10 protein-coding genes are annotated in these 13,784 nt (G+C 70.3%); 8 read left to right on the forward strand and 2 right to left on the reverse strand.

Annotated elements, in window-relative coordinates; translation table 11 throughout:
- The first annotated feature begins 224 nt into the window (after positions 1 to 224).
- On the forward strand, positions 225 to 1,205 hold the full coding sequence (locus tag ACWCPI_RS11215; protein WP_451037863.1) for an endonuclease/exonuclease/phosphatase family protein: 981 nt from the start codon (positions 225 to 227) through the stop codon (positions 1,203 to 1,205).
- A 63-nt stretch (positions 1,206 to 1,268) separates the two neighbouring features.
- Positions 1,269 to 2,279, forward strand: a complete 1,011-nt coding sequence (locus tag ACWCPI_RS11220) for a DUF2278 family protein (RefSeq protein WP_451037864.1) — start codon at positions 1,269 to 1,271, stop codon at positions 2,277 to 2,279.
- A gap of 111 nt (positions 2,280 to 2,390) precedes the next feature.
- Here the strand turns inward: ACWCPI_RS11220 and ACWCPI_RS11225 are convergent, their stop codons facing one another.
- Together ACWCPI_RS11225 and ACWCPI_RS11230 are read right to left on the reverse strand one after the other, a co-directional pair.
- The gene (locus ACWCPI_RS11225; protein ID WP_451037865.1) at positions 2,391 to 2,963 is read right to left on the reverse strand and encodes a hypothetical protein; all 573 of its coding nucleotides are present in this window, start codon (positions 2,961 to 2,963) and stop codon (positions 2,391 to 2,393) included.
- A gap of 192 nt (positions 2,964 to 3,155) precedes the next feature.
- Complete coding sequence (locus tag ACWCPI_RS11230; RefSeq protein ID WP_451037866.1) at positions 3,156 to 4,691, reverse strand: fused MFS/spermidine synthase; 1,536 nt, start codon at positions 4,689 to 4,691, stop codon at positions 3,156 to 3,158.
- A gap of 443 nt (positions 4,692 to 5,134) precedes the next feature.
- Here ACWCPI_RS11230 and ACWCPI_RS11235 point away from each other — a divergent pair, with 443 nt between their 5' ends.
- The 6 genes from ACWCPI_RS11235 to ACWCPI_RS11260 all read left to right on the forward strand — a co-directional run bounded on the left by ACWCPI_RS11235 (position 5,135) and on the right by ACWCPI_RS11260 (position 13,499).
- Positions 5,135 to 5,485, forward strand: coding sequence for an alpha-amylase (locus tag ACWCPI_RS11235; RefSeq protein ID WP_451037937.1), 351 nt, complete (start codon positions 5,135 to 5,137; stop codon positions 5,483 to 5,485).
- An 86-nt stretch (positions 5,486 to 5,571) separates the two neighbouring features.
- Positions 5,572 to 8,421, forward strand: coding sequence for a SpoIIE family protein phosphatase (locus ACWCPI_RS11240; RefSeq protein ID WP_451037867.1), 2,850 nt, complete (start codon positions 5,572 to 5,574; stop codon positions 8,419 to 8,421).
- A 117-nt stretch (positions 8,422 to 8,538) separates the two neighbouring features.
- Positions 8,539 to 10,044: a sugar ABC transporter ATP-binding protein gene (locus ACWCPI_RS11245; protein ID WP_451037868.1), complete on the forward strand. Its 1,506-nt coding sequence runs from the start codon at positions 8,539 to 8,541 to the stop codon at positions 10,042 to 10,044.
- Positions 10,041 to 11,204: an ABC transporter permease gene (locus tag ACWCPI_RS11250; protein WP_451037869.1), complete on the forward strand. Its 1,164-nt coding sequence runs from the start codon at positions 10,041 to 10,043 to the stop codon at positions 11,202 to 11,204. Before ACWCPI_RS11245 ends, ACWCPI_RS11250 begins: the two co-directional genes overlap by 4 nt.
- A 65-nt stretch (positions 11,205 to 11,269) precedes the next feature.
- Positions 11,270 to 12,433 carry a substrate-binding domain-containing protein gene (locus tag ACWCPI_RS11255; RefSeq protein WP_451037870.1) on the forward strand — a complete coding sequence of 388 codons (1,164 nt, stop codon included), beginning with the start codon at positions 11,270 to 11,272 and terminating at the stop codon, positions 12,431 to 12,433.
- A gap of 112 nt (positions 12,434 to 12,545) precedes the next feature.
- Positions 12,546 to 13,499 (forward strand): cyclase family protein, encoded by a 954-nt coding sequence (locus ACWCPI_RS11260; RefSeq protein ID WP_451037871.1) that lies wholly within the window; start codon positions 12,546 to 12,548, stop codon positions 13,497 to 13,499.
- The last annotated feature ends 285 nt before the right edge of the window (positions 13,500 to 13,784 follow it).

Consider the following 13,784-nt stretch of genomic DNA (forward strand, 5'->3'; position numbering starts at 1 on the left):
GACGCGAGTCGCTCGCGTCCCCGCAGCGCCCATGAGCGCGCGCACTCCACCCCGAGTGCGCGCCCGCGGCCTGCTCGCCGTCCGGCGGACCCGGACGGGGCTCTTACGCTCGGTTTCGCATTCAACAGCGAGCCCGCGGCTCAGTTTTCGCGGGCCGACCGATCGGGATACGCTGGGAATTGTTCGAGGCGCCAGGGGACAGATGGTCGATCGCGGAGGTCACCATGGATGTCGCCGTCGGAACATTCAACCTCAACAATCTCTTTTCACGATTCAACTTCCAGGCAGAGATTTCAGCTGTGCACCCGGTCGATGACGAGGGGCAGCTGACCTCCAGCTATGTCTTCGACGACCCGGAGAACGTACGCATACGTACGTACAGAGGCAAGCTGGTCAAGGGGATAGACCCCGAGGAGCAGAAAGTACTCGCCCGACGGATCAGGGAAATGAAGCTGGACGTGCTGGCCGTGCAGGAAGTCGAGGACATCGACACCCTGCGTTTCTTTGTTTCTCAGCACCTCGACGGCGCCTACCGTCACCTCTCATTGATCGAGGGCAACGATCCCCGCCTGATCGACGTCGCCGTCCTGTCCAAATTCCCGGTCGGGGCGGTGACCTCCTGGCAGCACGCGGTCCATCCGGACGTACCCGATGAACGCGTCTTCAGCCGGGACCTGTTGGAAGTGCACGTACTGGATCCGCGTGACCCCGACAAGCATCTGCTGACCATCTTCAACAATCACCTCAAGAGCCAGTTCATCGACCCGAACACCGACCCCGAGGAGGGCAAGCGCCTCGCCGACGAGCGACGCACCCGCCAGGCGGAGACCATCGTCCGGATCATCGGCGAACGGACCCGCCCCGACGGACGTTACATCGTGCTGGGCGACATGAACGACACTCCTGACGCACGGACGCTCGCCGAACTCGCCGAACCGACAGGCCCGTTGGGTCTGAAGGAGGCGCTCGCCCATCCGGAGGAGACCCGGGCACCCAAGCCCGACGACCCTCCGCCGCCTGCCTCGGGGTCGTGGACCCATCGGTTCAAGGAGAGCGGACAGCGAGCCAAATACGAGCTGTTCGACCAGATCTGGCTCAGCAAGAGCCTCACCACGCGACACAAGAGCTCTCACATCGACCGACGTACCAGGCACGGCGGTGACGGATCGGATCACGATCCCGCCTGGGTGGTCCTCGATCTGTGAGCCTCGATCCCCGTATGCATCACGGGCTTCGTTCCGGCTCGAGTACCGGCGGAAGGAAGAGTCATGCCTCTGAAGAACTACGGAGTGCTGGCGTGCACAGTCGTCGAGCGACGTCGTGAAGGGGCGCCCGACGACACCCCGCACTACCAACTGCATGTCACCGACAGCACGGGCACGCACTACCGCGGTGCGGTCAACGTCCTGTCCCAGCAGGCTCCTTCCGAGCTGCTGTTCCTGGCCATCGACGACTTCCGGCATCCCGTGACCGCCCAGCTTCCGCCGGCGGGCAGCGGTTGGACGGAACTGCAGTCACGGCCGGGAACGGCCAGCCTGGACTTCATCCGCGGCAACCTCTTCGCCCCGGAATCGATGCGGAAGCTGCCTCCTGATGTGGCCGGCCCCGACAACGACCTGTCCGACAGGCTGGACCACTACATCGAGCGCGCCATCGGCGATCCCACGGCCGCCCTGTACCTCTTCGGTGAGCGTTGGGGGCCCGAACGCAACAAGCGGGACAAGGTGTTCGACTTCGAGACCGGCAATGGGGTGCACGACATCCATATGAACCAGGGCAGTGTCGGGCGTTTCCGTTCCAGCAACGGCGTCTGGCAGGACGGCGCACTGATGCTCCACTTCCCCGCCGAATCGCGCTGGGTGGCCGTGTTCCTGGCGTTCCAGTCCCAGGCCTGGCACACCGACGACCAGACCGGCCATCGCATCGAGACCGCACCTGCCCGGCCCGTCCAGCGCGAGGCAGAGGTGCGCATCCTGGCCGCCATGGTCAACCCCCAGGGCCCGGCACCCGAGCGCGAGACGGTGACCCTCCTCAACGCCTCGCCCGAAGCCGTCGACCTCAACGGCTGGCAACTGGCCGACGAGGACGATCACATGCTTCCGCTGCCCGCGGAGCGGGTCGCCGCAGGCGCGACCGTGGTCGTCCAGGGCGGAAACGGCTTCGCACTCGGCAACCGCGGTGGGGCGATCACACTGCTCGACCCTTCCGGGCTCAAGGTCCACGGGGTGTCGTACACGGAAGGGGATGCGCGTCGCGAGGGATGGACGGTGTCCTTCTGACCCGGTCCTCGTGCGGAGGGTCGGCCGGCGGTGGCACCGGAGGTTCTCCGGACTTCCGTTCCGTGGTGACCGGCTGCCGTGCACCGGCAGCCGGTCAGGCACAACCGCCGCTCACCCCTGACGAGGCGTCAGCCGCCAGACCGTGAGGTCGAAGGCGAAGGCGGGGGAACAGGACAGCGGGACCCTCTTCCCGAACACGTCCACCGTGACCACCGTGCGGAGCCGCGTGTTGGTTCCCTTGGTGATCACATAATGGCCCGCCGGGTCCTCGACGACCTCGTGCACGGGTGTCGGCCGTGCCGCGGCCGCGTAGGTACCGCTGACGACGGCGTCACCCATCGGCTCGGCCGTGTCGTCCAGCTTCCTGAGCGGGATGTCGGCGGTGACCGTCCCATTCGTGAACAGGGTGGTGTCCTGCGGTCCGTGACCGCCGCCGTACTCCCCGTCCGGCGTCTCGACCGACAGGCTGGTGTGCGCGCCGAACGCGGAGTTCTCGTAGAGGTCCACCGCTACGGTGATGCCTTCGAACTGCCCGGTGCAGGACAGCGCATGGCCCTTCTCGACCGTCTTGACCGGCTTGGCTCCGCGCTCCGTCGCCGGAGCCGCGTGAACGGCGCCGCCGACGGTGACGGCCATTCCGGCACCGATGAGGCCGGCCAGCGCGAGGCGTGTCATGTTTCTCAACTGCGTTCTCCCCCTGGGCCCATGTGTGCGTTCGACGCATGGTGCGCACTCTGAGACACGCCAGTCGGGTGTTCGGTTGTACCGATCGGAAGGCGGCCAGGACCGCGCTCGGGAGGCGCTGGCGAGCAGGTGACGGCCCGGCGCCGGCAGACCGTCGCGTTCATCGTCGGTCGTGCCCGGGCGTGCGCCCTGTCACCGGCTGCTCCGTGGGCCGGAGGGCTGGAGGAGTTGGTCCACGGGTGCGTAGTCGTCGGTGAGCGCTCGGGCATCGCCGGTCCAGGAGGTGAGGTTGTCACCGGCGGTGATCTTCCAGCCCGTTCGCCGGGCGTCCAGTGCTTTCTGGGTCGCGCGGAGGTCCACCGGTCGTTCGGAGGCGAGCACCACCAGATTGCCGCCGTCGGGGGCGGCGGTCGAATCGAGGCCGATGTCGGCGGGTTCACCGATGACGGCGACGTGCTCGAAGGTCTCGCTGAGGGTGGCCGCTTCGGCACGCGCGAAGGCCAGATCACCGTGATCGATGAGGTTGGCGACATAGAGGCCGTCCTCGTCGAGCACCCGCCGTACGTCACTCATCGCTTCCACCGTGGTGAGGTGCCACGGCACGCTGACGCCCCCGAAGGCGTCGCCGACGACGAGGTCACGACTGCCGGCGTCCAGTCGCCGCAGTCCGAGCCGGCCGTCCTCGGCGCGTACGGCGATACCGTCTCCTGAACTCAGACCGAGCCGGTCGCGGTTGATGCGCACGACCCCGCTGTCGATCTCGGACACGAGACTGCGCGTCCCGGGCCGCGTGGCCGCGAGGTATCGGGGCAGGGTGAGCCCGCCGCCGCCCAGGTGGTGGGCGGCCAGTGGCTCGGCTTCGGGAAACGCGGCATCGACCACCGACGCGATGGCGCGCACGTACGCGAACTCCAGGAAGGTCGGATCGTCGATGTCGACGTAGGAGTGCCGCAAACCGTCCAGGACGAGTGTGCGGCCGCCGCTCCGGTCCGGATCCACGACGACACGTGCGCAGTGATACTTGGTCTCCGTGTCGCAGCCACCGGGCGCGACCGTGGTGGCGAGGCCGCCGGCAACGACCACGAGGCTGAGGGCGGGGGCACCGCTCCACCCGCGCGTCCGCCATTCGACCAGCGCGGAACCGAGCACCAGCAGTGTTCCGAGGCCGACCAGTATGCCGCTGACCGGCAACCGCGATACGAGGACGAAGCCGGTGAGGACGGTGCCGGCGATGGCACCGACCGTGCCGACGCCGGACAGTCGCCCGACAACGGTTCCGGTCTCGGCGAGGCTGGTCAGCCGCAACTTGGTCACGACCGGCGTCACCGCGGAGAGCAACGCGCCCGGCACCAGGATGGTCATCGACGCGATCAGCAAGAGCATCGCCGGTGCCCACTCCGCGGTGGTGCGCAGTACGGCGGGCGTGAGCGCCACGACCGCCCCCGACAACCCGAGCGAGGGGCCGATGAGCCGACGGGGATCGACCTGGTCGGCGATGCGCCCGCCCATCCAGGAGCCGAGGGCGATCGCGGTGAGGGCGATACCGATCACCATCGTGCTGGTCTCGAGCGTGAGGCCGAGGTACGGGGCGAGCAGCCGCAAGGCGACGATCTCGACCACCAGGACCGCGGCGGAGGACCCGAACACGAGCACGGCAGCGGCACGCGGACCCAGGCCGTGGCCACGAGGCGTGCCCTCGCCGGCGGACGAGGAAGACGATCCGGTCACGGCGACATCCTTGCACGCAACTCGGTGACCCAGCGGCGGTGTTCGACGCCGACGCCACTGCCGGACGGCACACGGCAGCGGGTTGACGCTTCCGCCTGGAACTGCCGCGCCCGGTGCGCCACCGATCACTTTCGGCCGTATCGCGGGCGTCGCCGCCCGATGCCCCCCGGGCACGGGTGGCAGGTGTGAGTTCTGCTCTTTCACGCCGGGCGCGGCGGCACCCGGCCACCCATGTCCCTCGGCCCGCTGGAGACCAGCACCGGCTCCTTGTCCTGCGATGACCGCCCTGACCTGGGGTGTTCACGGCACCTGGGCCCGAGGCACCAGGCAGTGAAAGAGTTTCCATCATCTTGCGAAAAATGCTGCAAAGAATTTCACGCCTTCTCCACACCCTTCTACGCTCGGGGGCACATGTTCATGAAGTGAAGGGAATCGGCCCGATCATGTGGATCACGCGTTCAATTTTCATAGCCCTCGCGGCAGTTCTGTGTGCGGCAACGTCCAGCTCAGCGGCGCCCGCAGCGACTCAAGCGGCAGAGCCGCGGCACCAGTCCACGCGATCGACACATGAACCGATCGCGGCGCCCGACTGCGTACACCTCACCGTGGACTGGCGCTACACCTTCGCGCGCAACGACTGCTCCAGCACCTACACCCTGAGGGTCGTCTACCTGGACGGAACCGAGGTCCCGTGCCGAACGGCGCCCCCCGGCGCCCTGATCACCTTCCCGGGGCGCGGAACGCAGGGCAACGAGGTCCTGGGCGCCGTCCTGTGCGACATCGTGAGCACCTAAGGAGCCGTGACTCCTGTCACCGATGCCCGTATGCTCATCAATGCCAGATTTTTCCGGAATCGCGTTGTCGATGAGTGAGGCGGAGCGTGGTTCGGTCCGGCGGCGAACCCATACGGACGGGGCGTGCGACAGGCGGCACAGGACCCGCCCGCTTTCGTGAGCGTTTCCTGCAGGGCGAACCCGTCGATGCGGGTGTCCGACCCTTGATCCTCAGTTCCTGGCAGCGCTCCCGGGCCCTCGGGCTGTCGCCGGACCAGTCCGACCTCCCGTTCCGGGAGGACTACGACAGCGACAGCCGGATCGTCCATGCCGCCGTGCCCGTTCTCGACCGGTTGCAGGCCCGGTTCGACGGCAGCGAGATGAACATCTCCGTCGCCGACGCGAGCGGGACGGTTCTGCTGCGCCGTTTCGGCAGGGCGTCGCTGGCCAAGAGCCTCCCCCCGATACAGACCGTCCCTGGGTTCGTGTTCGCCGAGCAGTCCGCCGGAACCAACGGAATCGGTCTCGCCCTGGCGGAACGGCAGCTCATCAGGGTCCACGGAGCCGAGCACTTCGCCGAGCGCTCCCAGGGCAGCGCATGCCGGGCACTCCCGCTGCGCGACCCGCTCAGCGGCCGCGTCGAGGGGGTCCTGTGCTTCGGCTATCCCCGCAGCGCCGAGGACCCCTCGCTGGACACGGTGATACGCAAGGCGGCCGAGGCCATCGAGAAACGCCTGCTGCGGCAGAGCTCGGCGCGTGAGCGGGCCCTGCTCCGGGCCTACCTGAACGCCAGGGCGCAGACCGCCACCGGTGCGCGCCGCAGCATCGCCGTGGAGGAACTGGCCGCCGGGCTGCACCCCCGTGACCAGGCGATCCTCATGGAACGGGCCGCCGAACTGATCGCTCGTGGGCAACGGGCCGCAGTCGACGTGTCCTTGCCCGGCGGCCGGCGCGTCACGCTCGTGAGCCTGCCGATGACGGGCGCCTCCGGGACGGCGGGCTTGGCCGTCGAAGCCGTGCTGCCCCTCGCCTCGCCACGCGAGACCCGGGCCATTCCACACCAGGCCGACGAGCCACTGGGCTTCTGCGCACCGCCCGCCGGCGCGGCGTCCGCAGGGATCTCCTTGGTACCGCCGCCCTCCGGATCCCTCTCCGCCGCGGCGCCTCGCCGGGGCACCGTGCCCGGCGACGGTCACCCGACCTCCCACGTCGTCGAGGCGACGGAGGACCACGACGACGCCGCGCCCCTCGCGAAAGGGCTCGTTCTCGTGGGGGAGCCTCATGTGGGGACGTACGCCCTGGCGGCGCGGCGCAGACTCGAGCTGCTGTCCGAGGCGGGCACCCGCATAGGGACCACCCTGGACGTGCGCCGCACCGCCCAGGAGCTCGCCGAGACCGCGGTGCCACGACTGGCCGACTTCGTCACCGTCGATCTGCCCGAGGCCGTACTGCGCGGTGAGGAGTCCGCAGACCCGCGCAACGACCTGCGCCGTACGGTCGTCCACGGCGTCGGGGACGACGGGCTCTTCGGCCAGGTCGACAAACATGTCGGATTCGGACCTACGGCGCCGCAGCTGCGGTCCCTGACGAGCGGGCAGGCAGTGCTGGAACCGGACCTCAAGGCCGCCGCGGTCTGGCTCGCAGGGGACCCGGAGCATCCCGAGCAGTTGCTGAGCCGGGTTCGGTCCCTCATCGCCGTGCCGCTGATGGCGCGCGGCCTCGTGCTGGGTGTCGCCTGCTTCTACCGCGCCGAGGGCTCCGCCGCCTTCGAGGACGACGACCGCTCGCTGGCCCAGGAACTCGCCGCCCGGGCCGCGCTGTCCATCGACAACGCCAGGCGCTACACGCGCGAACGAACCATGTCCCTGGCCCTGCAGCGCAGTCTGCTCCCGCACGGCCGGCCCGACCAGGACGCCGTCGACGTCGCCCATCGTTACCTGCCCGCCGAATCCGATGTCGGCGGGGACTGGTACGACGTCATCGCCCTGTCAGGCGCCCGCATCGGCCTCTTCGTCGGCGACGTCGTCGGCCACGGCATGCTCTCCGCCGCCACCATGGGCCGCCTGCGCACCGCCGCACGCAGCTTCGCCGAGCTCGACTTTCCTCCGGACGAGGTCCTCACCCACCTCGACAACCTCGTGGGACGCCTGGACCGGGAGGATCCCTCCTCCAACGGCGCCGGCATCATCGGCGCGACCTGCCTCTACGCCATCTACGACCCCACGTCGCAGCAGTGCGTCATGGCCCGCGCAGGCCACCCTCCACCCGCACTGGCCCACCCCGACGGCACCGTGACCTTCCCGGACCTGCCCGCCGGGCCTCCGCTCGGCCTCGGGTGCCTGCCCTTCGAGGCCGCCGAGGTCCATCTTCCCGAGGACAGCCGACTGGTCCTGTACACCGACGGGCTGATCGAGGACCGGAGCCGGGACGTCGACGCGGTCCTCGACCAGTTGCGCGTGGTTCTGGCCCACCCCGGGCGCACACCGGAGGAGACCTGCCAGGCGATCCTGGACACCGTCGCGCCCGCCACTCCCTGCGACGACATCGCCCTGCTCGTCGCCCGCACCCACGCCCTCGACCCGCATCGGATCGCCAGCTGGGACCTGTCCGCCGACCCGGCTCTCGTCAGAGAGGTCCGGGCATCCGCCCTGGGGCAGCTGGCCGACTGGGGACTGGACGAGGCCGCGTTCGCCGCCGAACTGATGCTCAGCGAGCTGGTGACCAACGCCATCCGTCATGGTTCCGGACCCATCCGGGTACGGCTGCTCCATGGCCGCACCCTGATCTGCGAGGTGTACGACACCAGCGACACCGCGCCCCATCTGCGCCGGGCTGCCACCACCGACGAGGGCGGCCGCGGTCTCTTCCTCGTCGCGCAGCTCTCACAGAGCTGGGGGACGCGCTACACCCCGGAAGGCAAGGTCATCTGGGCCGAGTGCGGGCTTCACGCGGCGTGAGGCGGCCGCTGAGCCGTTGGAGCCACACGAGGGCCATAGATGCCCGAAATATAGACATATCTACCGCTAATATCGCTCATGACAGTCGGGAAGAACCCGCCAGGCCGATCACCGGGGATGGCCGTGGAACCTCTGGTCCGTGTCCGTGGGCTCGCCAAGCGGTTCGGCGGGACCCTCGCGCTGGCCGGGGTCGACCTCGACGTCCACCCAGGCAGTGTCCTCGCCCTCCTCGGCCCGAACGGAGCCGGGAAATCCACCCTCATCAAGGTGCTCGCCGGCGTCCACCACGCCGACGCCGGGCAGATCACCGTGGACGGGCACCCGCTCGGGAGCCACGGCGCCTCCCGCTGCATGTCCTTCATCCACCAGGACCTCGGCCTGGTGGAGTGGATGACGGTCGCCGAGAACATCGCCCTGAGCACGGGGTATCCGCGCCGCGCCGGACTGATCTCCTGGCCGCGGACCCGGGAGCGCTGCACCGGGGCCCTACGGGCCGTCGCCGGACATCTCGACCCCGACACGCCGATCGCCGCGCTCACCCCGGCCGACCGTGCCCTGGTCGCCATCGCGCGCGCTCTGGCGGCACGGGCGAAGCTCATCGTCCTCGACGAGCCGACGGCGCGCCTTCCCGCCGCGGACTGCGCCCGGCTGTTCCACGTCCTGCACACCCTGCGCGACCGTGGGCACGGCATCCTCTACGTCACCCACCGTCTGGACGAGGTGTACGAGGTCGCCGACGCCTTCGCCGTCCTGCGCGACGGCCGCCTCGTCAGCCGCGGCTCCACGGCCGGGCACAGCCCGGCCCGCCTCGTGCACGACATCATCGGCATGGCACCGACCCCGCGCAGCCCCGCCCGGACGCCCGCCGACGGGCCGGCCGTCCTGACCCTCGACGGCGTACGGACCGCGGGGGCGGGACCGGTGAGCCTTGAGCTGCGGGCCGGGGAAGTACTGGGGCTGGTGGGCCTCACGGGTGCGGGCCACCGGGAACTGGGCCGAGCCCTGGCGGGTGCGCGGCCCCTCCTCGACGGACGGGCCAGTCTCGGTGGACGCCCCTACCGTCCCCGAGCGGTGGCCGAAGCCGTCCGTCGCGGGGTTGCGCTGGTGCCCGGTGACAGGCAACTGGAGGGCTGCCTCACCGAGTTGACGGTGCGGGAGAACCTCCTGGCCCATCCCCGTGCGGGTGGTCTGCCCACACTGCGCTGGATGGGCCCGCGCCGGGAACGCCGAGAGGCCGCGGCCCTGATCGACAGGTTCGCGGTGCGCCCCCGCGACGGCGAGGCCCCCATCGCCACCCTGTCCGGTGGTAACCAGCAGAAGGTCATGATCGGACGATGGCTCCGGGTGGACCTGCGCCTGCTGATTTTGGAGGAGCCCACGGCGAGTGTGGACATCGGCGCCAAGGCCACGATTCACCGTCTGCTCGACGAGGCACTGACCACCGGTCTCGCGGTCCTGCTCATCTCCAGCGACTTCGAAGAGGTCGCCGGCGTATGCCGGCGTGCCCTGGTCTTCGTCCGCGGCCACGTGGCGGCGGAGCTGAACGGCCCGTCCCTCACCGTCGCCGGGCTCACCCGGGCGGCGTCGACCCTGCCTCCTGCCGAGACAGCGACGAACCGGTGACCGCCTCGCCCTCCCCCGCGTCACCCCGGCGCCCGCGATCCGGACGCCCGGGACGGCCGAGCCGACTCCGTCAGCGGGGCGGACCGAGCAGTCCCGCCGGGCTGCGCGACACGGCCGGGCATCTCGTCGGCGCCTACGGCCTCCTTGCCTTGACCGCCCTGCTCTTCCTGATCTTCTCCCTGGCCCTGCCGCGCACCTTCCCGACCCTCCACACCGTCGACTCGATCCTGTCCACCCAGTCGATCCCGGCGGTGCTCGCCCTCGCCGCCATGGTGCCCATCGTGACCGGCGCGTTCGACCTCTCCATCGGCTACGGCCTGGGCCTGGCCCATGTCATGGTGATGCAGCTCGTCGTGCACGTCGGGTGGCCCTGGCCGCTTGCCTGCCTCGCGGTGATCATCGGCGGGTGTGCCGTCGGCGTACTCAACGGTGTCATCGTCGAGTTCGGCCGGATCGACTCGTTCATCGCCACCCTCGGCACCGGCAGCATGATGTACGCCGTGACCGGCTGGATCACCGACGGCGCCCGGATCGTCCCCGGCCCACAAGGTCTGCCGGCCGCCTTCACCGACGTCTACAACTCCACCTTCCTGGGGATTCCGGTCCCCGCCTTCTACGTGCTCGTGCTCGCGGCCGTCCTCTGGCTGGTGCTGGAGCGGCTGCCACTCGGCCGGTACCTGTACGTCGTCGGCTCGAACCCCCGCGCCGCGGACCTGCTCGGCATCCCGGTCCGCAAGTACACCGTGTACGCCTTCGCCACGTCGGGGCTGCTCGTCGGTTTCGCCGGAGTGCTGCTCGCGGCACAGCAGCAGATCGGCAACCCGAGCGTCGGCCTCGACTATCTGCTGCCCGCCTTCGTCGGCGCCCTCCTCGGCTCCACCGCGATCAAGCCGGGGCGCCCCAACGCCATGGGCACCCTGGTGGCCGTCGCCGTCCTCGCCGTCGGTCTCACCGGCATCGGCCAGATGGGCGCCGAATTCTGGACGGTGCCGTTGTTCCACGGCGGCACGCTGCTCCTCGCCGTCGGACTCGCCGGCTACGCCGCGCGCCGCCGACTGCGCACCGGCGCCACCGCGGCCAGAGACTCGCCGGCCGCGACGACACAACCGCCGTCCTCCCCCACTGAGGACGACGGCACCTCTGGCAGCACCACCCCCTGACCAAGGCCGGGGACACGGACCGCTCCCGGCCGCATCTTCCCGGCATCCCTCCGCGAGGAGCCACCGTGCACCCAACCCTCAAGGCCACCCCCGGCGTGCCCAGGGCGAGGTCCGCCGCCGCCGCGCTGTTGGTGGTGGCAACCGCCCTGGCCGGCTGTGAACGCGGCTCGTCCGGGGGGCAGGAGGACTCCGCCACCGCGCCCGGCGGCTGTCCCGCGGCCCTCGCCAGGGCCCAGGCGGCCGTCAGCAGGGCGGAACGGACCGACGTCCCTTGGAACGGACCGGCCAGCGGCCCGACCGCGGTCTCCGGCAAGAGCATCGTCTACGTCGCCCAGACCATGACCAACCCCGGCGTCGCGGGCACCGCCGACGGCCTGCGCAGGGCCGCGCGGGTCATCGGCTGGAAGGTCAGGGTCATCGACGGCGGTGGCACTCCGGCAGGCATTCAGGCGGCGATGAGCGAGGCGGTGGCGCTCAGGCCGTCGGGCATCGTCATCGGCGGCTTCGACCCCGAGTCGACCTCGCAGCAGGTGGCGCGGGCGAACGAGGCCCGCATCCCGCTCATCGGCTGGCACGCGGTCGCCTCCCCGGGCCCCAGCCGACGTCCCGCACTGTTCACCAACGTCACCACCAACGTCCAGGACGTGGCCAGAGTCAGCGCGCAATGGGTGATCTCCCAGTCCCGCGGCAGGGCCGGCGTCGTCGTCTTCACCGACGCCTCGATCCCCTTCGCCCGGAACAAGTCGGAGCTCATCAGGAAGGAACTCGCCACCTGCTCGGGTGTCAGGCTGCTGGCGTACGAGAACATTCCGATCCCGGACGCGAGCAGCCGCACGCCCCGGGCGGTCTCCTCGCTCCTGTCCCGCTTCCAGGACCGGTGGACCCACTCCGTCGCCATCAACGACCTGTACTTCGCCGATGCCGCACCGGCCTTCCGCGCGGCCGGCAGGCAGGGATCCGGTCCACCCTTCAACATCGGCGCCGGAGACGGCGACCCCTCCGCCTTCCAGCGCATCGACAGCGAGCAGTACCAGGCGGCCACCGTGCCCGAGCCGCTGTCCCTGCAGGGCTGGCAGATCATCGACGAGTTCAACCGCGCCTTCTCCGGCCGCCCCGCCAGCGGGTATGTGGCCCCGGTCCACATCAGTACGGCCGACAACACGGACGGCGCCACGGCGTGGGACCCGCCGGGCTACCAGGAGGGGTACCGAGAGCTCTGGGGCAAGTAGGCGCTCAGCGCGCCCGACACGCACGTCCGTCACCTCCCCCACCCGTCACGCAGTGCCCGAGAGTCCGGGCCGGTCGACGCCACCCTGCGAGCCTTGGAGCGCTGAGCAGCAGATGACTGATTCCCCGCCTCTTCCCTCCGTGCCCGGCAACGGACCTCGCGTCTCCCGTGCGGAGTTCGACTCCCTCTTCGACACGCTCAAGACCTGGGGGCGTTGGGCCGACGCGAGCCGGGGCGCCTGGAACCGGGTGACCGCCGAGCACGTCCGGCGTGCCACCGCACTGGTGCGCACCGGGACCGTCGTCCCGATGGCCCTGGCGTGGAACACGGTGCCGGGCCCGGACAACGGCAAGCCGGCCCTGCACTACATGTCCGAGCTGGGCGACATCGAGGCCCCTGAGCCCACCTGCCACAAGGACTTCATCGCCGTGGACTACCACGGCAAGGGCGTCAGCCACCTCGACGCGCTGTCCCATATCGCTTACCAGGGGCAGCTCTACGACGGCCGTACCGCCGCCGAGGTCATCGACGCCAAGGGCGCGCACTTCGGCGCCGTCGACTCGCTCGGCCCCCTGGTGACCAGGGGCGTCCTGATCGACATGCCCGCCGTCCTCGGCGTCCACTGGCTGGAGCCCGGCCGGGCCGTGCACACCGGCGACGTCCTCGCCGCGCAGAAGGCGCTCGGCGTGACGATCGGCGAGGGCGATGCGGTGCTGCTGCGCTCCGGCCACTTTCGCCGCCGCCGGGAACTCGGCGCCTGGAACCCGGACAACGCCAGCGCCGGCTTCCACGTGGACGTCATGCCGCTGCTGGCCGAGCGCCGGATCGCCCTGCTCGGCGGCGACGGCGACAGCGACGTACGGCCCTCCCCGGTCGAGGGGGTGTCCTCGCCCGTGCACGCGCTCGCCATCACCGCGATGGGCGTGCCCCTGCTGGACAACCTGGACCTGGAAGCACTCTCCGCAGCCTGCGCGCAGGCCACGCGCTACGAGTTCATGGTGGTCGTGGCCCCGCTGAACGTCCCCGGCGGCACCGGCTCGCCCGTCAACCCGGTGGCAGTGCTGTGAAGGGCCGGGGGACATCCGCGTCACATCACCGGGGACCTCCTCGACTGCGACGTACGACGCAACGCCTGGGCGACATCCGCCTCGGCGAACTCGACGCCGCCGGCGTCCATGAACAGACATGGTGGCCCCACGCACAACGACGCCCCGAAGTATGTTGCCCCACCACATGTGCCACGCGCATCCGCGGTACCAGCAGGACGGGCGGCAGCTCACGTCCTCCGCCGCCGCCTGCGGTGGTCCGGGCCGCGGGACGGCGCACTGCTGTGAACCCACCGGGGGGCGACG

The organism is Streptomyces sp. NPDC001920 (assembly GCF_053594495.1).